Consider the following 21857-nt stretch of genomic DNA (forward strand, 5'->3'; position numbering starts at 1 on the left):
GTCAAGCACTTCGCCCATGCCAGGCAACTTGTGGCATGCAATATGTAGCCATATATAACGGACTTGGTTTTGACAGGTGGATGAGCGGGTGCTGAAGATCAACGATATCGGGCCGCAACACTATCGCGATGCGATGGCGCATTTCGCCGGCCATGTGCATGTGGTGACGACGGACGGCCCCGCCGGGAGACGGGGGGCGACGGTGATTGCCGCCTGCTCGGTTTCTGACACGCCGCCCACCGTTCTGGTCTGCCTCAACCGCGAAAATCAGAAGAACGAAGCCTTCATCAACAACGGCAACTTTGCGCTGAACACGCTCGCCTCGGATCAGGAGGCGCTTTCGGCGGGCTTTTCCGGCATGACCGGCCTGCCGTCGGAAGAGCGCTTTGCGCTTGGTGAATGGGATGTGATCTCGACCGGAGCGCCGACGCTGAAAGGCGCGCTCGCCGTGTTCGATTGCCAGATCATCGACGCCAAGGATCTTGCCACCCATCGTGTGCTTTTTGGCAAGGTGACAGGCCTGCGCATCGGCGATAATTTGCGGCCGCTGATCTACCACAACCGCGGCTACCACGTTCTGTGAAGCGGGCGCGCGGTATCCACGGAGACAAGATGACCGCGCCGCGGCCCGCGCCGAAGTCGATCGACGAGACGCTCGATCTCCTGACCGACGCGGACTATGTCGCGGATCGCTCGCTGGCGACGGTGCTTTTTTTGTCGCTGCGCATGAAACGGCCGCTGTTCCTCGAAGGCGAGGCGGGCGTCGGCAAGACCGAGATCGCCAAGGTGCTGGCCGATGCGCTCGGCCGCCGGCTGATCCGCCTGCAATGCTATGAAGGGCTCGACGTCTCCTCCGCCGTCTACGAGTGGAACTACGCGGCTCAGATGATCGAGATCCGCATGGAGGAGGCGGCCGGCAAGGTCGTGCGCTCCGACATGGAGCGCAACGTTTTTTCCGAAAAATACCTGATCCGCCGCCCGGTGCTCGACGCGCTGACCGGCAAGGCGGGGGCGGCGCCGGTCTTCCTTATCGACGAGCTCGACCGCACCGACGAGGCCTTCGAGGCCTTCCTGCTCGAGATCCTGTCGGACTTCCAGGTGACGGTTCCGGAACTCGGCACGATCAAGGCCGAAGAGCCGCCGATCGTCATCATCACATCCAATCGCACGCGCGAGATCCATGACGCGCTGAAGCGGCGCTGCCTCTATCACTGGGTCGACTATCCGAGCGCCGAGCGAGAGCTGGAGATCGTGCGCCGCAAGGTGCCGCAGGCGAACAGCCGGCTTTCGGCCGAGGTGGTCTCCTTCATCCAGAAGCTGCGCCAGATCGAGCTGTTCAAGGCGCCCGGCGTTGCCGAAACCATCGACTGGGCCGGCGCGCTCACGGAACTCGACAAGGTGGCGCTCGACCCGGAAGCCGTGTCCGACACGATCGGCGTGCTTCTGAAATACCAGGACGACATTGCCCGCATCGGCGAGGGCGAAGGCCGGCGTATCCTCAATGAGGTGAAGGCCGAGCTTTCGCCCGCGGAGTAGGCGCCATGCCATCGCCACGCGCGGAACCCAGAGAGGCAACGGCGGAGGGGCGCATCGCCGACAACATCGTCTATTTCGCGCGGGCGCTGCGCAAGGCCGGCATGCGTGTCGGACCGGCCTCGGTCAAGGACGCCATCGAGGCGGTGCTCGCGGCCGGCATCGGCTCGCGCGACGATTTCTACTGGACGCTGCATGCGGTGCTGGTCTCGCGGCATGAAGATCATCCTGTCTTCGACGAAGCCTTCCGTCTGTTCTGGAAGTCGCGCGAGCTGATCGAGAAACTGCTGGCGATGTTTTCGCCTGTCGCCCCCGACGATCGCGAAAAGCAGAAGCCGCGGGCGGCCGAGAACCGCGTCAGCCAGGCGATGTTCGAGGGCCATCGGAAGAACCAGCCGGTGCGGGAAGTACCGGAGATCGAGGTCGATGCGCGCTTCAGCTTCTCGGGCAACGAGGTGCTGCGCGGCAAGGATTTCGCCCAAATGGATGCGGTCGAACTGGCCGACGCCAGGAAGGCGATCGCGGCCTTGCGGCTGCCGTTCGATCTGGTGCGCACGCGCCGCTTCAAGCCGGATTCGCAAGGGCGGCGCATCGATCCCCGCGCCATGATGCGGTCCGCCGCGCGCACCGGCGGCGCGCTGATCCTGCCGAAATTCCGCTCTGCCCGCGAAATGCATCCGCCGCTGGTCGTGCTTGCCGACATTTCCGGCTCGATGAGCCAGTACACGCGCATCTTCCTCCACTTCCTGCACGCGCTGACGGACAAGCGCCGGCGCGTGCATGCCTTCGTCTTCGGCACGCGGCTGACGAACCTGAGCCGCCAGATGCGCCACCGCGATCCCGACGAGGCGCTGGCCGAATGCTCGACAGCCGTGAAGGACTGGTCCGGCGGCACCCGCATCGGCGACGCGCTCGGCGAATTCAACCGGCTGTGGTTGCGCCGCGTGCTCGGGCAGGGCGCCGTGGTGCTTTTGATCACCGATGGGCTGGAGCGCGACGACGTCAACGGCCTGGCGGAGGAGATGGAGCGGCTGCATAAATCCTGCCGGCGGCTGATCTGGCTCAATCCGCTTCTGCGCTTCGACGGGTTCGAGGCGCGCGCCCGCGGCGTAAAGGCGATGCTTCCGCATGTCGACGAGTTTCGCGCCGTGCATAATCTCGATGCGCTGGCCGATCTTTGCGCTTCGCTCGACCGGCAGCCGACGGCCGCGGTCGATCCGGGCCGCTGGCTGCAAGCTGGCGGGAGACGCGCGGCGTAGCCATATGTTCGTTGGGGAAAGCCAAAGTTTCTTCAGGGAAAACTGGGACTCCCTTGAAAAGCAGACTCTGTGAGAAGCGACGATGGACGACAGCATCTATCTCGATGAGGCCCGCGATCCTCTGATCATCGCGGAAGGCTGGATGAAGGATGGCAAGGATGTCGCCATCGCAACCGTGGTCGAGACCTGGGGTTCGGCGCCGCCGCCGGTCGGCAGCCATCTGGTCATCGACGCCGAAGGGAATTTCCACGGTTCGGTTTCCGGCGGCTGTGTCGAGGGCGCCGTGGTGACAGAGGCGATCGATGTCATAGACAGCGGCAAGGCCAGGATGCTGGAGTTCGGCGTCGCCGACGAAACCGCCTGGCAGGTGGGGCTGTCCTGCGGCGGCCGCATCAAGGTCTATGTCGAGCGGTTAGGTTGATTACGGATGGATCCGTATGTTCTCAAAACATTGAATGAGCACCGCCGCGCCCGGCGCGCGGCGGTGCTGGTCACCGATCTCGGCGACGGCCGAGACCGCATTGTGCGCGAGGGCGACCAGGTTGCGGGCGATCTCGGTGCAGCGATCGCCAGTGCGTTCCGCACCGGCAACTCCGGATCGGTGGAGGCGGAGGGACGGACCTTCTTCCTCAACGCGCATCTGCCCCGCCCACGTCTGGTGGTGATCGGCGCGGTTCACATCAGCCAGGCGCTGGCGCCTATGGCCAGGATCGCCGGCTATCCGGTCGAGATCATCGACCCGCGCACGGCCTTCGCGACGCCGGAACGCTTCCCGGATGTGGCGCTGCATGCGGAATGGCCGGAGGACGTGCTGGAGCGCGAACCGCTCGACAATTATACGGCACTTGCCGCCGTAACCCACGATCCGAAGGTCGACGATTTCGCGCTGAAGGCAGCGCTCGATGCCGGGTGCTTCTATGTCGGGGCGCTCGGCAGCCGCAAAACCCACGCCAAGCGGGTCGAGCGCCTGCTGGCGCTGGGCGCGAGCGCCGACCAGATCGCCCGCATCCATGCGCCGATCGGTCTCGACATCGGCGCCGCCAGCCCGGCTGAAATCGCCGTCGCCGTGCTGGCGCAGACGATCCACGCGTTTCGCTCTCGTGGCCTCGAAAGCAAAGGCGCCGTGGCGTGAAATTCGGTCCGGTTCCGGTCGATGAGGCAGAAGGTGCGGTGCTGGCGCATGCGACGGCGGCCGGCGAGCGGCGGTTGCGCAAGGCGCATCGGCTGAGCGGCGAGGATGTTGCGGCGCTGAAGGCGGCCGGTATCAGCGAAGTCGTGGTGGCCGTCCTGGCCCCCGACGACCTCGGCGAGGATGCAGCGGCCGAAAAGATCGCGTTGAGCATGGCACATCGCAACGTCGAGACGAAGCCCGCGGCAACCGGGCGCGTGAACCTGCATGCCGAAACCGCGGGCGTCTTCACCGTCGACGCAAAAATGATCGACGCCATCAATGCCGTCGATCCGGCCATCACCATCGCCACGCTGGCGCAGCACGCGCCTGTCGAGAAGGGCCAGATGGTGGCGACGGTCAAGATCATCCCGTTTGGCGTCGCCGCGAGCCTGGTCGATGCAGTGGCCAAAATCTGCGCCGGCGGCGAGATATTTGCCGTCAATGCCTATCGTCCGGTCAATGTCGGCGTCATCCAGACGACGCTGCCCGGCGTGAAGCAGAGCGTGCTCGACAAGACGCTGCGCGTCACCGAGGCGCGGCTGGCGCGGTCCGGCGCCCGGCTGACGGCGGAGCGGCGCTCGCCGCATGACGTGACGCCCGTCGCGGAAGCAGCAAGCGCGCTGGCCCGCGACAACGATATGGTGGTGATCTTCGGCGCCTCGGCGTTGGCCGACTTCGCCGATGTCATCCCCGCCGCGATCGAGAAGGCTGGCGGCAAAGTCATCCGAGCCGGCATGCCGGTCGATCCCGGCAATCTCCTGGTGCTTGGCACGCTCGACGGCAAGCGCGTGATCGGCGCGCCCGGCTGTGCCCGCAGCCCGAAGGAGAATGGTTTCGACTGGGTGCTGGACCGGCTGATCGCTGGGCTCGATGTGACGGCACGCGACATTGCCGGCATGGGCGTCGGGGGCCTGCTGATGGAAATCCCGTCCAGGCCGCAGCCACGCGAGCCGCTGCCGGCGCCGCAGTCGGCAAGATCGCAGCCTCGGGTCGACATCGTGCTTCTCGCCGCCGGCCGCTCCAGCCGGATGGGTGGGCCGAACAAGCTCCTGGCGTTGTTCGAGGGCAAGCCGCTGGTGCGCCGAACCGCCGAGCGGGCGCTGGGGTCGAAAGCCGCCAGCACCATCGTGGTCACCGGACATCAGCGCGAGCGCGTCGGCTCCGCGCTCTCCGGCCTCGATGTGAGGCTCGCCGACAATCCGGACTTCGCCGACGGGTTGGCCTCGTCGCTGAAGGCGGGCATCGCGCGGGTCGCGCCCGACGCCGCCGGCGCCATGATCGTGCTCGGCGACATGCCAGGCGTTTCCTCGAAGGATCTCGACAGCCTGATCGGTGCGTTCCGAAGGTCGGGCGGCCGCGCCGTGGTGCGCGCCGCGCATCTCGGCAAACGCGGCAACCCGGTGGTGCTGCCGCGGGCGCTGTTTGCCGCCGTCGCGCATCTCGAGGGCGACACCGGCGCGCGGCATCTGGTCGAGGCCGGGGGACTCGACGTCATCGATGTCGAGATCGGACAGGGCGCCTCGATCGACGTCGACACGCGCGAGGCGCTGGAAGGGGCGGGCGGCGTGCTGCAGGATTGACAAACCGAAGTCGAATTCCGCATGGCTTCGGAATGTCTTTGCGCTTCCGATTTTTCCCCGCACTGCTGGCCGCGTCGGCTTTTTTCCTCTCGGAGACAGAGGGACAGACGCTGGAGCTCAAACCCTTCAAGGATGATCTCTTCGCCTATCCCGCGACGCTGTCGAGCGGCGACAACGGCGCCTACACGGTCCTCGACTATCGCGAGATGCGCGACATCAACCAGCGAGACGAGGTGCCGGAAAGGCGTGTGCATGCGCAGTTTACCGATCCCGGCGTGCGCAAGGTGCAGCAGGATCTGATGTTGAAAACCGATGCCGGCGATGTCAGGCATGTCGCCGTCGGCAAGGCGGAAGGGGCCGCCGTCATCGTGCTTTACCTGCACGGGCAGGGAGGCAGCCGCAGGCAGGGCGTCGACGACTTCACCTTCGGCGGCAATTTCAACCGCCTCAAGAATCTGATGGCCGACAATGGCGGCCTCTATCTTTCACCGGACTTTCCCGACTTCGGCGACAAGGGCGCCGCGCAAGTGGCGGCGCTGATCGATCACTATGCCGAGACTTCCCCCGGCGCCAAGATCTTCGTCGCCTGCGGCTCGATGGGCGGCATCCTTTGCTGGAAGCTGGCCGACCGCAAGGATACCGGCGGCCGCATCGACGGGCTGCTGCTGCTCGGCTCGCTGTGGGACGAAAGCTTTTTGACCAGCCCCGCCTTCAAGCGCCGCGTGCCGGTGTTTTTCGGCCAGGGCAGCCATGACGTGGTGTTTGCCGTGGAGAAGCAGGAAGCCTTCTTCCGGTCGATCCTCGCCAAATCGAAAGCCTATCCGACCCGCTTCGTGCGTTTCGAGACCGGCACGCATGGCACGCCGATCCGCATGGTCGACTGGCGCGGCACGCTGAACTGGATGCTGAGCAAGGCGCCTTGATCAAGGCGGGGTGTTGTAGTCCAGGACAGTCTCTGGATTGATCTCGCCGTCATAGGACGCATCGACGTCGTATTGCACCAGCGAGAAATTGCCGTTGCGGAACAGATAGGTGCCGGCCGACGACGCGTCGCCGACGCCGCGCCATTTGTTCATCGAGGTGATCGTCTTGGTCTTGTCGTCATATTCGGAATTGACCAGCTGGTCGTCGGTCTGGAAGCCGACGATGTGGATGCCCTCGACCTTGCCTTCGCTATTGTTGTTCTCGTAGCGGATGTCGAGCTCCGGCGAGGCAAACTGCAATTGGCGGACACCGGAAACATCGTCATAGATATAATAGACCGCGCTTTCATTGTAGGCGGCCATCGAGCAGAAGAATCGGAAGAGCCGCGTCTCGCGCTCCGGCTGGTCGGCTGCGGCGTCCTTGTCCTTGTAGCGAATGGAGTAGGCGTCCGGCTCGCCGACCGGTTTGCCTTCCGGATTCTCCTTGTCGCAGTGATCGCCGTAGGTGGCGAGGAAGGCCTTCCTGGCCTGTTCCAGCGCTTCGTCCTTCTTCGGCGGCGGCGGGCCGTCGCCGCAGCTGGCCGGCACGGCATCTTCAAAATCCGAGGTCGACGGCTTCAGCGCGCCCTTGTCGATGAAGATCGGCTGGAACGGCGGTTCCTGGACCTGCGCATTGACCTGACGAAGCGTGTAGCACCCGGCAAAGACTTTTGCTTCGCCCTTCTTGTCGGTCGCCTGGATGGCGACAGGAACGCTGTAGTAGATGCTGCCGGCGGCACCCTCGTCGGATACGGCGCCGGTTTTCACATCCACCGAGTCGGTGCCGTCATAGCCTTTGACGAATGCTGCAAAATCCTTTGCCGGCTTTATATCTCCGTAGTAACCCCAGGCGCGAGCGAATTCATGGCGGTTGACGGCGCTGTAGAGCGAGCGGACGACCGCTTCTGCGCTGGACCGGTCGTCGATATAGGGTGCTTCGGCGGCGAGTACGGACTGGCCGATGCCGGCAAGGGAGAGCAAGGCAGTCGCTGCGAGAAGGACACGTCTCATCGGGAATCTCCGCTCGATAACGAAAATACTACCACGGCGATTGCGGCGTCGCAGTGACGCGGGGGGCAGGACAGCTTGAAGAATCGAAGGCGGAGGCGCTAGCTCACGGCTCGCGGCGCTCAGGCCGCCTGGGGAGATTACTCACGTGACCATATCCATGTACGACATTTCCGTGGCTGTCTTTTCAGCCAGGCTGAAGGCGCTGGCCAGCGTGCTGTCGCTGGCCGAACAGAACGCGGCCGACCGCAAGATCGACCCGCAGGTGTTCCTGACCGCCAGGCTCGCGCCCGACATGTTCGCCTTGACCCGGCAGGTGCAGATCGCCACCGATCACGCCAAGGGCGCGCCGTCGCGGCTCGCCGGCCGCGAAGTGCCGAAATACGAGGACAATGAGTCGAGCTTCGAAGAGCTGCACGCGCGAATCGCCAAGACGCTCGATCATCTGGCGACGTTCTCGGCCGCCGATCTGGACGGGTCGGAGACGCGGACGGTCGAGCTCAGGCTCGCCGGGCGTGAGGTTTCGCTGAGCGGACTGCAATATCTGCTCAACGCCGCCATGCCGAATTTCTACTTCCACGTCACCACGGCCTACGACATCCTGCGGCACAATGGTGTGCCGCTGGGCAAGGCGACGTTCCTGGGACGCTGAAGGCCAAGAGGTTCCCCCGAGCCGGGGAAACCTCTTTCATCGTCAGCGTATCGACATCTCGCGGGCGATACGCGGAAAATCGGCCGGCTTGATGCCGATATCGGCGCGGTCGGCATTGCTCATCGCATTCAGAAGCGCGAGCGCCGAGCGGTAACGCTGCTGTTCCTGCGGCCTTGGCCGCGCAAACATTTCGGTGAAGAACCCCATAATCCCAGGCCCCTGATTTGTCCTCCACAGGTCAAGAATATAGGTGATTTGTTACGATTGTGCAGTGCAGCAATTGCATGGCAGCCATGCCCGGCGAGTTTTTTTCCGCCACAATCGATTTTTTTTGAAACTTTTGCGGAAGCTCGATCGTACGCCCCCATGCTGGCACATGGCCGGCTTTTCCTCGCCACTCTTGGCGACCTTGCCTGGCTGCTCCAAAATGCGGCCCGGCTTTTTGTTTTCCGGGCCGGCATTTGGAGGTGAATGCCCGCAATTGTTAACGTTCCCGGCATTCATTTTTAACGACAGCGATCTATGGTCGGCGGCGACAATAAATGCCGTCGCGAAAGGGGAGGCCGAGATCGGCACCGGGAGCAAGCTCGATTTCGCTTCGTTGCTCGACGAGCTGATCATCGCCTCGGAGAGGGGCGAGGACGGCAGCGCCCGGCCCTCTATTCCGTTCGACTATCTTTCGGTGGCGGACGAGCTTCACTCCGGGCGCATCAAGGTTGCCGGTGAAAGCGTTGCCGCCGAATACCGTGAGGTCGGCGCCGACCTTGCCGCCGAGTTCGCCGCGCTTCTCGACCAGGCCAAGCTGACGCTCGCAGGCGAGGAGCATCGGCCGGAGGAAAAGCTGCCGCCGATCGATCCCGAATCGATTGCCGGCGAACTCGGCCTCGACCGCCCCGGCAAGAATGCCGATTTCGGCCGCATGCGGCGCAACTTCGCCTTCGCCAACCACCCGGACCGTGTCGCGCCGCATCTGCGCCAACGGGCGATGATCCGAATGCAGGTGGCCAACATGCTGATCGACGAGGCAAAGCGGCGGGCACTGACCGGCGCCCGTCGCTAGAGCAACCTACGCAAAAGTCGGCGGCCGGGCAGTGTCTCAGTTAGAATTCCCGGGGGGCTTGACGCGGCTGTCGCGCCGGCTGTCGAACTCCTATATGCATACCGGAAAGCACGGAGGATGTTTGTCTTGAGATCGACGGTCAGCAAACCCGAGGATGCCGCGACTGCCTTTGCCGATGCCTGGAACCGGCACGATATGGGCGACCTCGCGGCGCTGTTCTCCGAAGATGCCAATTTCGTCAATGTCGTAGGCGTGTGGTGGAAGAGCCGTAGCGAGATCGAAGGGGCGCACCGCGCGACCCATGAAACCATGTTTCGTGAAAGCCGATTGGACGGTGATGTCTCGTCCGTTGTTGAGCTTGCTCCGGATCTAAGATCCGTCCACTATACCTGGACCCTGACCGGCGCATCTGCCCCGGACGGCTCACCCGCCGGAACCCGGCAGGGGATCCTGCTTCTGATCGTGAAGAAAGAACAATCGGGCTGGCAAATAAAGGTGGCTCAGAACACGGATATTGTTCCGGGCATGATTGCTCCGCCTTCCAGCGCAAAGAGATAGTCACGCCAACCGGACCTGAAGGCCAAAGGTGCGCCTCGCCGACGCGTTCGGCAAAAAGCCGTCCGCGTCAGGCGCATCGCTACCGGCGAGGAAGCCGTAGATTCAAACTGAGACCGGCGGCGATAGGGCTTGGAGAAGCTCCGGCCTGTGCTTTATGCTTGAATTTCCTCCCCGCGCAGCCCGCGCGAAACCTCCCGCCGGAGACATTCCATGCAAAAACGCCGCCTCGGTCGGACCGACCTCCTTGTTTCGCGAATCTGCCTTGGCTCGATGACCTGGGGCCAGCAGAACACCGAGGCAGAAGGCCATGCGCAGATGGACCTGGCCTTTTCACGCGGGGTCAATTTCATCGACACTGCCGAGCTTTACTCGATCCCGCCCAAGGCGGAGACGCAAGGGCGGACCGAGAGGATCATCGGCAGCTGGATGAAGGCGAAGGGAAACCGCGACAAGGTCGTGATCGCCTCGAAAGTGGTGGGCCGCACCGCCAACACCTGGTTCCGCGGCGACCGGCCATCCAAGCTGGTGCGTGCCGACATCTTCGATGCGATCGAGAAGTCGCTGGCCAAGCTCGGCACGGACTACATCGATCTCTATCAGATCCATTGGCCGGATCGGGACATCCCATGGGGATCGAACCCGACGCGCATCGGCACGGCAGCCCGGCGCGCCGACGCCGACGGCGCCCCGGCGGGCGAGACGCCGATCGCCGAAACGCTCGCCGTCTTCGAGGAACTGGTGAAGGCCGGCAAGATCCGCCATCTCGGCCTGTCGAACGAGAGTTCCTGGGGCGTGATGCGGTTCCTCGCCGAGTCCGACAACGGCATCGGCCCGCGCGTCGCCTCGCTGCAGAACGCCTACAATCTGGTCAACCGCACCTTCGAGGTGAACCTGGCCGAGGTCTGTGAGCGCGAGCAGGTTGCCTTCCTTCCCTATTCGCCGTTGGCGCAAGGCTATCTGACCGGCAAATACGACCATGGCGCGCGGCCGCAAGGCTCACGCTCGCAGCTCTTCAACCGCGGCCAGCGCTATGAGACGCCGAATGCGGCGGAAGTGCTACTCGAATACAATAAGCTGGCGCGCTCCTTCGGCATGGAGCCGGCGCTTTTCGCCAACGCCTATGTGTCGAGCCGGCCGTTCGTGACCGCAAACATCGTCGGCGCCACCAGCGTCGCGCAGCTCGACACGGCGCTGTCCTCCGCAGAGGTCAGGTGGACGGAGGAGATGCAGAAGGCGGTCGACGCCATCCACCAGCGCGTCGGCAACCCATGCCCCTGACCGGCAAATCATAAAGCAGCGACAATGGGATGGAGACGATGGCGAACTTTCCGATCGAGGCTGTGCGCGGCAAATTCCCGGCGCTCTCGCTGACGGACAAAGGCCGCCGCCGAATCTACCTCGACAATCCGGCCGGCACGCAGGTGCCGCAAGCGGTGGCCGATGCGGTGTCGCGCTGCCTGCTCGCGACCAATGCCAATCTCGGCGGCTTCTTCGAAACGACGGTCGCGGCGCAGCAGGTGGTCGACGATGCGCATGCCGCGATGGCCGATTTTCTCGGCGCGGCAAGCGTCGAGGAAATAGTCATCGGCGCCAACATGACGACGCTGACCTACCATATGTCGCGCACGCTCGGCCGCACGATGAAGTCCGGCGACGAGATCATCCTCACCCGCATGGATCATGAGGGCAATGTCTCGCCCTGGCTGCAGCTTGCCGAGGACCTCGGTCTCGTCGTGCACTTCCTGCCGTTCGACGAGCAGAGCTGGCAGGTCGAGGAAGCGGCCCTGCAGGAACTGCTTTCGGAAAAGACGCGGCTGGTGGCGCTGAACTATGCCTCGAACCTTACCGGCTCGATCAACCGGGTGAAGGCGCTGACCGCGATCGCCAAGCAGGCCGGCGCATTGGTCTATGTCGATGCCGTGCAGTTCGCGCCGCACGGGTTGATCGACGTGCAGGCGCTCGGCTGCGATTTCCTGGTCTGCTCCGCCTACAAGTTCTTCGGGCCGCATATGGGCATATTGTGGGGCCGCCGCGACGTCATCGATACGCTCAAACCATACAAATGCCGCTGCTCGTCCAACGGCCTGCCGGAGCGGTTCGAGCTCGGCACGCCGCAGATCGAGCTGATGGCCGGGTTGACCGCGGCCGTCGACTATTTCGCCGATCTCGGTGCTGCGGCCGGTGAGGGCGGCTCGCGCCGGCAGCGGGTCGCAAGAGCCTTCGAAGTGTCGATCGCTTATGAGAACGGGCTCGCCCGGCAGTTGATCGAAGGCCTGTCCGACATCGAGGGCCTGACCATCCGCGGCATTACCGATCCCGAACGCTTCAGCGAACGCGTGCCGACAGTCTCTTTCACGGTCGAGGGTATCGCGCCGGAAACGATCGTGCGGCAGATGAATGCCGAAAACATCTTCCTGTGGTCGGGACACAACTACGCATGGGAGATCGTTCACCAGCTCGGCATCCCGCCGGAGCAGGGCGTCGTGCGCATCGGCATCGCGCATTACAACACGGCGGCAGAGATCGATGAGACGCTGGACAGCGTGCACCGTGTGATCGCGATGCTGAGGCAGCAGCGCGCTTGAGGGTTGTTCGTTTTTACGCAATTCCGGACGGAAAACCGCTTCACACTTTTCCTGGAATTGCTTCTAGCGCTGCTTACCGCCGAAGCCGGTCAGGAAAGCGGTGAGGTTGTCGCCGAGCGCATCGCAGAGATAGCCGCCTTCCTGGACGATCACTGTCGGCAGGCCGAGCCTGGCAATCGCCTCGCCGATGCGCGAAAAACCCGGTGTCGTGACCGACAGGCCTCCGAACGGGTCGCCTTCGAAGGCATCGAGCCCGAGCGCCACCACCAGCGCCTCCGGCGCGAAGGCGCGGATGCGCTGGAAGGCGGACGCCAGCGCTTCGAGGAACGCCGCGTCGCCGGATTTGCGCGGCAGCGGCAGGTTGAAATTGCAGCCGAGGCCGGCGCCTTTGCCGCGCTCGTCCGTATAGCCCCAGAAGAAGGGGTAGAAGCGTACCGGATCGGCATGCAGCGAGACGGTAAGCACGTCGGGACGGGCGTAGAAAATGCCCTGCGTACCGTTGCCGTGATGAAGGTCGACATCGAGGATGGCGACGCGGGCGGCGTTCCTGCGCAGCACTTGCGCGGCAACCGCCGAATTGTTGATGAAGCAGAAGCCGCCGGCGACGTCGGCGAAGGCATGGTGACCCGGCGGGCGGCAGAGCGCATAGGCCGAAGGCGCGCCGGCCATCACCGCTTCGGCGGCCGCCACCGCGCTCCAGGCGCTCCACAGCGCGCTGTTCCAGGTTTCGGCCGAGATCGGGCAGGCGGTATCGGCCATGTGATAGCCGGCCTGGCCGACCGCCGACGCCGGATAGGAGCCACTGCGCGCAATCGGGTGGATGTTGGGAATGACTTCCGCCGAGGCGCCTTCGATGCGCTGCCAGCGCGTGAAGATGTGCTCGAGGAAGTCGAGATATTCCGGCGTGTGAACCGCCGCGATCGGTCCGAGGCCATGGTCCTTCGGCCGTTCAATTGCCAAACCGGCCGATCTCGCGCCGGCCAACAGCCTTTCGACCCGCTCCGGCTTTTCCGGATTGGGCTGGGGCGCGCCGCTGGAGAGGAAGGCCTTCGGGTCGTGGCGCCTCTGTTCATCGGCGTAGAAAACTTTCATCGTTCTTCCTCCGGCGCGTCGGCAAAGGCGAAGAAGGCCTCGCCGACGATCTTCTGCACCTGCTCGTAGCTCGACCAGGCAATGCCGAGCTTTTCATAGAAGGCCTTGGCGTTCTCGTTGTCGGTATCGACGGAGAGCCTCAAGTAGACCCCGCCGGCCGCACGGCATTCCTTCGCCACGCGCCGCAGCAGCTTTTCACCGATGCGGCGACCGCGAAAGCGATCCTCTACATAGAGGTCCTGCACGAAGACGCCCGGACGGCCCATCCAGGTCGAGAAGATCGGGAAATGCAGGCAGAGCCCGGCGAACTCGCCGCCGACCTCGGCGATGAGCGTCGAAAAGGCAGGGTTTGCGCCGAAGCCGTAGCGGCGCAGGTCATCGGGCGTCGAGGTGACTTCCTGGTGCGCGCCGATATGGGCGCCGAGGTGCAGCAAGGCGGCATGGATGGTCTCGACGTCGTTGACGGTGCCGGAACGGATGATAGTGTCGGCGGGTCGGGTGTCCTGCTGCATCGATCAGGCCCCAGGGCCGGCAGGATCCGAGCCGGTCAAAAGATCATCAAGCTCGCCGATCCTGTCTTCCGAGAAGACACGAATGCCGTTTTCTTCGAGCAACGCGGTGGTTGTGCCATAGCCCGCAAGGCGCTTTCCTAAGAAACTCCCGTCATAGATAAAGCTGCTGCCGCAGGATGGGCTGCTGTCCGTCAGTACGGCGTAGCGGCATCCTGTTTCGCGCGCGAGGTCGAGGGCGAGCTGCGCGGCTTCACGGTAAAGGTCGGTTACATCGTTGCCTGTTTGCTCGACAACTCGCCCCTGACCTTGCAGAACGCCATGACCGTCGCCTGCACCTTGAATTTCGGCCGGAGGGCGCGGCGTGGAGAAACCGGCGGCAACCTCGGGGCAGATCTGCACGATCCGGCCTTCCAATTGCCACCGAGCAAGGATGGGATGATCGTCAAGTCGAAACGAACCGTTGTAACGTACCTTGCTGCCCAGCAGGCAGGCCGAGACAAGCACCCTTTCCATATCGGCTCCTTTGCCGCGCATTGCTGCTCCGAACAACAGAACGCTCCCGGTCCGTCAGCCTTCCACCGGCAGGTCGAGCTCCGCGGCGAGCGCTTCCAAAGACTCGCCGAGGATTGCCATGATCTCACCGATCTGGTCGTGCGTGACAATCATCGGCGGCGCCACCATGAAATTGTCGCCGTCGACGCCGCCCTTGACCTTGCGGCCGTAGATGATCAGGCCGCGCGCATAGGCGAGGTCGAGCAGGCGCTGGGTCGCCTTGCGGGCCGGGTCGATCGGTTTCAGTGTTTCTGGATCAGCGACCATTTCTACGCCAAGGAGCAATCCCTTACCGCGCACGTCGGCCATGAACGGAAAGCGTTTCGCCAATCCTCTCAGTTCTTCGATCAGCACATCGCCCATGGCGGCGGCGTTGGCGATAAGGTCAAGCCGGTCCATCTCGCTAAGCACGGCAAGGCCGGCGGCGCAGGCGAGCGGGTTGCCGGCATAGGTGTGGCCGTGCTGGAAGCCGCCGGAGACGAGCAGCGGCTCGACCAGCCGCATGGGTGCCGCCAGCGCGCCGAGCGGCGCGTAGCCCGAGCCCAGCCCTTTCGAGAGCGCGACGATGTCGGGCCTGCAGTTCCAATGGTCGCCGCCGAGGAACCTGCCGGTGCGGCCGGCGCCGCTCATCACCTCGTCATGGATGAGCAGGATGCCGTAGCGGTCGCAGATTTCGCGGATGCGCGGATAGTAGCTGTCGGGCGCGACAAGGGCTGCCGTCGCGGCGCCGCCCACCGGCTCGACGATGAAGGCGAGAACGCTCTCCGGCCCTTCGGCCTGGATCTTTTCCTCCAGCATGTCGGCATAACGGATGCCGCGCTGCTCCATCGAGAGGTTGTCGCGGTCGCGCCAGGCGGTTGGCGCCGGCACCGCCGGCATCACCCGCATCATCGGCGTGAAGGTTTCGGCGAGCGCATCGTCGCCGGTGACGGCAAGCGAGCCGAGCGTGCCGCCATGATAAGAGGGGAAGCGGGCAATCACCTTCCAACGCTTGGGCTGGCCGGTGGCGACCGCCCATTGCCGGGCGAGCTTGATGCAGGACTCCGTCGCTTCCGAGCCGCCCGAGACGAAGAAGATGCGATCCATGCCGGACGGCAGCTTTTCGGCGAGCTCCCGCGCCAGTTCTTCCGCCGGCTCGTTTTCGAAGTGCAGCCGATAGGCAAAGGTGGCCTTGTCCATCTGCCGCTTCATGGCGTCGAGCACATTGCGGTTGGAATGGCCGATATTGGCGACCATCGGCCCGCTCGAGCCGTCGATGAAGCGGCGGCCGTCCTTGGTCCAGAAATAGATGCCCTCGGCCCGGTCGACGAGCGGCCGGCGCAGGCTGGAGAGATAGAACAGATGCGATGGCGGCCGCGCATCGGCGTCGGGCGAGAGTTGAACGGACGGCTTCGACATGTCAGGTCTTTCCGAGATAGCGGTCGAGAACATTTTTCGTCACGCGTTCGACCATCGCGTCCTGCCTTAGCAGGCCGGCGACCCATTCGCAGCTTCCGGCATGGAACACCTCGCCCTTGCCGCGCGAAAAATTGACGATCATGCCGTTGCCGCGCTTGACCTTGTCGAGATTGGCGTCGCTCGCCTCGCCGAACAGCGTCTCGGCGGTGAAGCGACCGTCCTCGTCGGTGAGGAACTGGTCCTCGATCGGGATGTCGGCGCTTTCCTCGACCTGGCTCGCCATGCCGACGGCAAGAACCTGCAAGCCATCCGGCGCGCCGCTCTCCGCGGTCGGGTAGGGCAGACCGCCACGGATCTCGAAATCCAGCCCGTCGACCTCATAGCCATAGACATGGCTGTCGGCGCCGAGCAGGTCGCCATAATAGATGCCGGTGCCGGCGAAGGCCCAGTGCTCCGGCCGGTAGACCGGGAAGCCGCGCACGCCGCGCGGGGCGCAGCCGCCCCAGCCGGCATAGACGCCTCGCGTCGCGTTCAGGCCGAAGGTGGCGCTCCCCGGGCGGCCGATCTCCGGCGCTTCCCAGGAATTGGTGGCGCGAGTGACATCGCCGCCGCGATAGGCGGGGTCTTCCGCGCGCGCCCGGTATTTGTAGCAGACCTGGCGGCGGCCTTCGTCTTCCAGCCTTGTCTGCCACATGAAATTGCCGGCGAAGCGCGCCGCATGGCCGCCGCGCTCGACATAGGCGTCGACCGCGTCGCGCATCTCCCAGGTCCAGTATTCGTCGTGGCCGACGAAGACGACGCAGTCGTAGCCGTCGAGGATCTCGGGCGAGAAATGCAATTCGTGCTGGCTGGCGAGATCGACCGCGTAGCCGGCGCGCTCGGCGAAGTGGAAGAAATGGCTGTCATAGCTCGCCCAGCCCGAAGAGGCGTATTTCTTCGAGTGGCCGGTGGCGAAGGCCCATTCCATGTGCGGATAGCGCGGCACGGTCTTCGGCGGTACCGCGACCTCCAGCGGCACGCGCGGCGCGTCCGTTGGCAGCACGACGAAACCACGGCACCAGGGGCGCTCAGTCGAAACCATCGTCGCATATTGGTCGCGGTTCGGGCCGGTGATGCCCTGGTAGTGGTTGGAGCCGCCCCAGGTGTTGTAGGCGAGCCAGGTGCCTGTCGCCGCGACCTGAAGCAGCCGGCCGGGCTTGCGGCCGGGCAGGGGCGCGACGATGAAGAGGTGCTGGCTCTCGATCGTTCCACCGCCTCGGCCATCGGCGGTAAGCGTCACGCGATAGGCGCCTGACGGCCAGTTGTCGCCGACGCGGAATTCGCACGAGGCCTGCCAGCCGCAGCCCTCGACCGAGCATTGGTCGGGCGTGTCCTGCCAGCGCGCCGGCAGGCCGGTCTTCTCGAAGACTTTGGTTTCGACCGCTCCGTCCCGGACAATGGCAATGCTGAATTGGCGCGCCGTCGAGTTCACATGCAGCGTCACCATCTCGCCCGGCCGATAGGAAAGACGGTCCGAGTAGCACCAGATCTCGCCGCTCGAGCCATCCATTCCCGGCCATTCGTAATAATGGCCGCGCACCGCCTCGCGGCGCTGCTCCGGCGTCAGTCCGAAATCGGGAAATTCGGTGGTCAACTGCGTCAATGAACACCTGAAACCAAGATGCCGCCATTGAGACCATTGACCGGCCAAGCGTCAAATGGAAAGCATCGGGCCAGCGGCGCCTGGCCTTGGCGATATCCGGCAAACGGATTATTTCATTGCGAGGCGACGCTTCAACGCCGGGAGCGGACATGCTGCGCGTGCAAAAGGTCAAGGTCGACGACATCTACGTACCGACGGCGCGGCGCAAGACGCTGCATCCCGAGACCGTGCGCCATCTCGCCGAGGACATCCTCGAGAACGGGATGAAGACGCCGATCCAGGTGCGGCACGACGGCAAGCGCCATGTCCTGGTCGAAGGGCTGCATCGGCTGGAGGCCGCCAAATGGCTCGGCGAGACCGAGATCGACGCCTATCTGGTGCAGGCGCGACGGCACTAATTCCGCCCGGTTTGCTGCAATATCGGCGCGCCTGCATCACGGCAAGCGATCGCATCCCATCAAAGCTTTTTGATTGACGATGAGATGGCGGTCGCTACCGTGCCGGCATTTCCACAAACCGAGTGATTGTGATGACGAAATACCAGGGCGGATGCCTGTGCGGGGCGGTGCGCTATCGCGCGGAGGCCGAGCCGATCAACGAGCGCGTCTGCCACTGCCGGATCTGCCAGAAGGCGATCGGCGCGGCCTTCAACGCGCGGCTTCTGTTCCGCATCGACGACGTCACCGTCGAGGGGCCGCTGGCGACGGTCAATTCCTCGCCGGACCTCAAGCGCGGCTTTTGTGCAGTCTGCGGCACGACGATGTTCTCGCAGCGCGATTCCAGAGGAATTCTCGGCGTCACCTCCGGCTCGCTCGACGATCCGTCCCTGTTCAAGCCCGACATGCATTTCTGGACGGCGTCCATGCAGCCTTGGGTGCGGCTCGATGACGGTCTGCCGCAATATGAGGGCGCGCCGCCCCCTTGACACTTTTGGCCTGACTCATTTCGGGCCAAGCTTGCACAAAAATTTCATCTTCGATTCACGAGATAGCCGGCAAAGCGTCATTGGCGGGCCATCATTGGCTGCTTATCTAACCGCCATGCGGGAAGGCATCGAGGAGGCGACGGATGAGCGAGAGCATCAACACCCTGGACGAGCTTTTGAACGACCCGATGATCCAGCTCGTGATGGAGCGCGACCGCGTGCGCCCGGCCGAGCTTCGCATGCTCCTGGAAAGAGCTCGCGACAGGGCCGCCGACGATTCGCGCCTCGACCAGCCGGTGGTGCCGCCGGCGCATGTGGTGGCCAGAAGCTGCCTGAAGCAATGGCTGCACCGCTAAACGCGCGTCGCGCTGAAACCGCTTCAGGCAACGCGCTTTAGTCTTTTCTTGCGCATTTCCCAAAACCGCTGCGCACTTTTGAGCGACATGCGATGGAGCCGTTGATGGCTCTAGCTCGAATACGCCGGCAAATAACTGTAATGGCTGCGGAAATAGGCAATCTTGAAACCGAGCCGCGCGTAGTTGCGGTAGGCCGGACCGTCGCGTTCGGGGCTTGGCGCCTCGATATCGGCGACGAACAGCTTTGGGCCGGCGGCGATGCCGTCGCGGACCAGTCTTTCGCCAAGCATGGCGTCGAGATCGAAGCTCGGCGCCATGATGCCCGGCACCGGCGCGTCGATGCCGCTCCAGGCCGCGCCGCCCGAGATGAACAGTGAGCGCACCGCGGCCACCGCGCCGTCGCGTTTCAGCATATAATGATGCCAGCCTTTGCGGCCGACCAGCGCCTCGAGCCAGGGCGAGGTAGGCAGCCTGTATCTGGCGTCGATGAAGGCAGCCCATTCCGCGGCCGTTTCGGGTGTGACCTCCTCGACCGAAGCATCGTCGGTCGGGAAGAGTGGTTCGGCCGCCAGCGGCGTCGCGTCGCGAAAGATGCGCTCCCAGCCGCTTTGATGCTGCAAACCGCGCGCTTCCAGCCAGCATCGCAGCCGCGACGGTTCCGTATGCGGACTGGTGTAGAACCACGGCCGCAAGATGCCGGCGGCGCGGTAATGCGAAAGCAGCGCGTCGACTTGCTCCTCCGAGGCCGGTCCATCGACGCCGATGTTCTTCACGCAGTTGAAATGGATGAATGGGATCGTCGTGCAGGTGGTCCAGACGAGGTCGCCGTCGCGGGCGATCGACAGGCCATGCCGCGCGGCGAAATCCGCGGGCGCGGCATGATAGAGATCGAGCCAGGCATTGACCTCGGCGCGCTCGATGGCGCGGCTCAGATCGCGAGAGACCTCCTCGATCCCGATTTCGGGAGCGTGCGGTTGCGGCGGCACGACGGGCTGCAGTTCCGAGAGGGCGGCGGTCGACATGCTGATCCTCCTCCAATTACCTTACAGTGTAAGATTAGCGGATGATAATATGGACGCGCCGGTTGTCAAGCAGGATTAGCGGCACCTTACAAATCCTTGAGTTGGATTCACGGTATCGTGAGGCTAAGCCTGTGCCTGAGGGGCTTTCCGGAACGACAATTCACTTTCGCCCTGAAAGGACCGGGGCTCTTTGGAAAGGACTGGGATGACCGACGTCTGCACTCAAGGGTTGGATACCGGCTTTGTCGGCCTGGGTTACGCCAAGGTGGCGTTTCTCGGCATCATCCAAGGTATCACCGAACTGCTGCCGATCTCTTCGACGGCGCACATGCGCGTCGTGCCCGCCGTGCTCGGCTGGCAGGATCCCGGTTCCGCCTTCTCGGCCGCCATGCAGCTTGCCGCATTGGCGGCGGTCGTCAGCTATTTCTGGAGCGATATCAGGGAAGTAGCGGTGGGTTCGCTGGCGGCGCTGGCGCGGCGCGATTATGCCAACCGCTATTTTCGCCTGGCGATCGGCATCGTGCTGGCGACCGTTCCGATCGTCATCGTCGGCCTGGCGCTTTCCAGTGTTCTCAATGCTTGCAATTCGCCGCTGCGAGGGCTGGCCGTGATCGGCTGGGCCTGCATCGTCATGGCGGTGCTGCTGGCGCTCTCCGAAATCTATGCCCGCCACAGGCTGACCCTAGAAAAGGTGTCGGTGCTCGATGCCTTGCTGGTCGGCGTCGCCCAGGTCGGCGCGCTCATCCCCGGCGTATCGCGCTCGGGATCGACGCTGACGGCGGCGCTTGGACTTGGTTATGCCCGGCCGGAGGCGGCGCGGCTCTCCTTCCTGCTCGGCCTGCCGGCAATCGCGCTTGCCGGCCTGAAGGAGCTTTGGGAACTGCACAAGATCCACCTCGGCGCCCATGGCTGGTCGGTTCTCGCCGTCGGCCTCGTCGTCGCCTCGATCTCGGCCTTTTTCGCCATATGGGGGCTGATGCGGGTGCTCGAGCGCTTTTCGGCCTGGCCCTTCGTCATCTATCGCGGCCTGCTCGGCGTCGTGCTTCTCATCGGCGTCGCCGTTGGCTGGCTCAGTTAGGCTGTGCCGACATCCAATGACGCCGGCCTGACCTCAAACTCAACACCGCGTTAAGAACCGAATCCGCTATTACAACATCCGACCTTGGCTTCGGGTGCCCGCATGGATTTCGTGACACTGCTGCAATCGGTGCCCTTGCTGGCGACGCTGGTGAAATCGGCGCTACCGGCCGCTGTCGGCGCGGGCTTTGGCGCCGGCCAATGGCTGGCAGCACTGCCGCCCTGCCGCGACCACAGCTTCGAGAGCGCGACCTATCTCGTCTGCGAGGCCGATCCGAAACACTATTCGATCGAGCTGTTCTGGAAGGATCCCGACGGCAAGTTCTACCAGTCGCTGCACAATCTTCGAAATGCGCAACAGGCCGCCGGGCGCACCATGCTCTTCGGCATCAATGCCGGCATGTACCATCCCAATCTCGCGCCGGTCGGACTCTATGTCGAGCGAGGGCAGCAGATTGCATCGGCGAAGACTGGGACCGGCACCGGCAATTTTTCCATGCAGCCCAACGGCATCTTCTATCTTGGCGGCGGCAAGGCCGGCGTGCGCGCGACGAAGGACTATCTGAAGCGGCCGCCGCAGGTGGATTACGCGACCCAATCCGGGCCGATGCTGGTCATCGACGGCAAGCTGCACCCGAAATTCCAGGCCGGCAGCACGTCGCGAAAAATCCGCGACGGCGTCGGCGTGCGTGCCGACGGCGTCGCGGTCTTTGCCATCTCGAACGACGTCGTGACCTTCCACGAATTCGCCCGCCTGTTCCGCGACGAGCTCGGCTGTCCCAACGCGCTCTTCCTCGACGGCTCGATCTCCAGCCTCTATGCGCCGGCCATCGGCCGCAACGACGATTTCTGGAATCTCGGACCGATGATCGGCGTGTTCAGGCGAGGCAGGTAGAGGCTGCCCGTCGACGAC

General features: G+C 64.2%; 25 protein-coding genes. 17 read left to right on the top strand and 8 right to left on the bottom strand.

The genetic code is table 11. The annotated features are described in order from the left end of the window. Positions 1-88 precede the first annotated feature (88 nt). The 7 genes from EN874_RS02215 (at position 89) to EN874_RS02245 (ending at position 6466) form a co-directional block, all read left to right on the top strand. Complete coding sequence (locus EN874_RS02215) at positions 89-583, top strand: flavin reductase (protein WP_127423879.1); 495 nt, start codon at positions 89-91, stop codon at positions 581-583. A 29-nt stretch (positions 584-612) separates the two neighbouring features. After that, positions 613-1536, top strand: coding sequence for a MoxR family ATPase (locus EN874_RS02220; protein ID WP_127423880.1), 924 nt, complete (start codon positions 613-615; stop codon positions 1534-1536). Between the two features lie 5 nt (positions 1537-1541). Further along, on the top strand, positions 1542-2792 hold the full coding sequence (locus EN874_RS02225; protein ID WP_127423881.1) for a VWA domain-containing protein: 1251 nt from the start codon (positions 1542-1544) through the stop codon (positions 2790-2792). An 82-nt stretch (positions 2793-2874) separates the two neighbouring features. Next, positions 2875-3213 (top strand): XdhC family protein, encoded by a 339-nt coding sequence (locus EN874_RS02230; RefSeq protein ID WP_127423882.1) that lies wholly within the window; start codon positions 2875-2877, stop codon positions 3211-3213. Between the two features lie 6 nt (positions 3214-3219). Beyond that, positions 3220-3924, top strand: a complete 705-nt coding sequence (locus EN874_RS02235; protein ID WP_127423883.1) for an XdhC family protein — start codon at positions 3220-3222, stop codon at positions 3922-3924. Continuing rightward, a complete protein-coding gene (locus tag EN874_RS02240; RefSeq protein ID WP_127423884.1) occupies positions 3921-5543 on the top strand; it encodes a molybdopterin-binding/glycosyltransferase family 2 protein in 1623 nt (540 codons plus the stop codon). Before EN874_RS02235 ends, EN874_RS02240 begins: the two co-directional genes overlap by 4 nt. Before the next feature lie 32 nt (positions 5544-5575). Then, positions 5576-6466: an alpha/beta hydrolase gene (locus tag EN874_RS02245; protein WP_245513410.1), complete on the top strand. Its 891-nt coding sequence runs from the start codon at positions 5576-5578 to the stop codon at positions 6464-6466. Here EN874_RS02245 and EN874_RS02250 read toward each other — a convergent pair whose 3' ends face one another. Further along, entirely contained in the window at positions 6467-7516 is a 1050-nt protein-coding gene (locus tag EN874_RS02250) for a DUF1176 domain-containing protein (RefSeq protein ID WP_127423885.1), read from the bottom strand. Between the two features lie 145 nt (positions 7517-7661). Between EN874_RS02250 and EN874_RS02255 the strand changes: the two genes are divergently transcribed. Further along, on the top strand, positions 7662-8165 hold the full coding sequence (locus EN874_RS02255) for a DUF1993 family protein (protein WP_127423886.1): 504 nt from the start codon (positions 7662-7664) through the stop codon (positions 8163-8165). Between the two features lie 42 nt (positions 8166-8207). On the opposite strand, the gene EN874_RS02260 is transcribed toward EN874_RS02255, so the two are convergent. Then, positions 8208-8372, bottom strand: a complete 165-nt coding sequence (locus tag EN874_RS02260) for a DUF1127 domain-containing protein (protein ID WP_082954041.1) — start codon at positions 8370-8372, stop codon at positions 8208-8210. A 394-nt stretch (positions 8373-8766) separates the two neighbouring features. On the opposite strand from EN874_RS02260, the gene EN874_RS02265 reads away from it, so the two are divergent. The 4 genes from EN874_RS02265 (at position 8767) to EN874_RS02280 (ending at position 12368) form a co-directional block, all read left to right on the top strand. Beyond that, entirely contained in the window at positions 8767-9225 is a 459-nt protein-coding gene (locus EN874_RS02265) for a hypothetical protein (RefSeq protein ID WP_127424500.1), read from the top strand. Positions 9226-9342: 117 nt separating this feature from the next. Further along, positions 9343-9783, top strand: coding sequence for an SgcJ/EcaC family oxidoreductase (locus tag EN874_RS02270; RefSeq protein ID WP_245513412.1), 441 nt, complete (start codon positions 9343-9345; stop codon positions 9781-9783). A 210-nt stretch (positions 9784-9993) separates the two neighbouring features. Beyond that, positions 9994-11061: an aldo/keto reductase gene (locus tag EN874_RS02275; RefSeq protein WP_127423888.1), complete on the top strand. Its 1068-nt coding sequence runs from the start codon at positions 9994-9996 to the stop codon at positions 11059-11061. 38 nt (positions 11062-11099) lie between these two features. Then, the gene (locus EN874_RS02280) at positions 11100-12368 is read left to right on the top strand and encodes a cysteine desulfurase-like protein (protein WP_127423889.1); all 1269 of its coding nucleotides are present in this window, start codon (positions 11100-11102) and stop codon (positions 12366-12368) included. Between the two features lie 63 nt (positions 12369-12431). On the opposite strand, the gene EN874_RS02285 is transcribed toward EN874_RS02280, so the two are convergent. Genes EN874_RS02285 through EN874_RS02305 form a run of 5 tightly spaced genes read right to left on the bottom strand, consistent with a single transcriptional unit; the run spans position 12432 to position 17564 of the window. Continuing rightward, positions 12432-13460, bottom strand: a complete 1029-nt coding sequence (locus EN874_RS02285; protein WP_127423890.1) for a histone deacetylase family protein — start codon at positions 13458-13460, stop codon at positions 12432-12434. Next, positions 13457-13972, bottom strand: a complete 516-nt coding sequence (locus EN874_RS02290; RefSeq protein WP_127423891.1) for a GNAT family N-acetyltransferase — start codon at positions 13970-13972, stop codon at positions 13457-13459. Before EN874_RS02290 ends, EN874_RS02285 begins: the two co-directional genes overlap by 4 nt. 3 nt (positions 13973-13975) lie before the next feature. After that, positions 13976-14521, bottom strand: coding sequence for a DUF523 domain-containing protein (locus tag EN874_RS02295; protein WP_348631706.1), 546 nt, complete (start codon positions 14519-14521; stop codon positions 13976-13978). Between the two features lie 18 nt (positions 14522-14539). Beyond that, positions 14540-15922, bottom strand: coding sequence for an aspartate aminotransferase family protein (locus EN874_RS02300; protein ID WP_127423892.1), 1383 nt, complete (start codon positions 15920-15922; stop codon positions 14540-14542). Between the two features lies 1 nt (position 15923). After that, complete coding sequence (locus EN874_RS02305) at positions 15924-17564, bottom strand: N,N-dimethylformamidase beta subunit family domain-containing protein (protein WP_127423893.1); 1641 nt, start codon at positions 17562-17564, stop codon at positions 15924-15926. A 149-nt stretch (positions 17565-17713) separates the two neighbouring features. Here EN874_RS02305 and EN874_RS02310 point away from each other — a divergent pair, with 149 nt between their 5' ends. The 3 genes from EN874_RS02310 (at position 17714) to EN874_RS02320 (ending at position 18845) form a co-directional block, all read left to right on the top strand. Beyond that, positions 17714-17962: a ParB N-terminal domain-containing protein gene (locus EN874_RS02310; RefSeq protein WP_059189249.1), complete on the top strand. Its 249-nt coding sequence runs from the start codon at positions 17714-17716 to the stop codon at positions 17960-17962. Positions 17963-18093: 131 nt separating this feature from the next. After that, on the top strand, positions 18094-18489 hold the full coding sequence (locus tag EN874_RS02315; protein WP_127423894.1) for a GFA family protein: 396 nt from the start codon (positions 18094-18096) through the stop codon (positions 18487-18489). Between the two features lie 143 nt (positions 18490-18632). Next, complete coding sequence (locus EN874_RS02320; protein ID WP_126089035.1) at positions 18633-18845, top strand: hypothetical protein; 213 nt, start codon at positions 18633-18635, stop codon at positions 18843-18845. A gap of 110 nt (positions 18846-18955) precedes the next feature. Here the strand turns inward: EN874_RS02320 and EN874_RS02325 are convergent, their stop codons facing one another. Beyond that, entirely contained in the window at positions 18956-19867 is a 912-nt protein-coding gene (locus EN874_RS02325; RefSeq protein ID WP_127423895.1) for a hypothetical protein, read from the bottom strand. A gap of 205 nt (positions 19868-20072) precedes the next feature. On the opposite strand from EN874_RS02325, the gene EN874_RS02330 reads away from it, so the two are divergent. Next, the gene (locus EN874_RS02330; RefSeq protein ID WP_126089037.1) at positions 20073-20945 is read left to right on the top strand and encodes an undecaprenyl-diphosphate phosphatase; all 873 of its coding nucleotides are present in this window, start codon (positions 20073-20075) and stop codon (positions 20943-20945) included. Between the two features lie 102 nt (positions 20946-21047). Beyond that, the gene (locus tag EN874_RS02335) at positions 21048-21839 is read left to right on the top strand and encodes a phosphodiester glycosidase family protein (protein ID WP_127423896.1); all 792 of its coding nucleotides are present in this window, start codon (positions 21048-21050) and stop codon (positions 21837-21839) included. Positions 21840-21857 lie beyond the last annotated feature (18 nt).

The sequence above is a fragment of the Mesorhizobium sp. M1D.F.Ca.ET.231.01.1.1 genome, assembly GCF_003999155.2.
GTDB lineage: Bacteria > Pseudomonadota > Alphaproteobacteria > Rhizobiales > Rhizobiaceae > Mesorhizobium.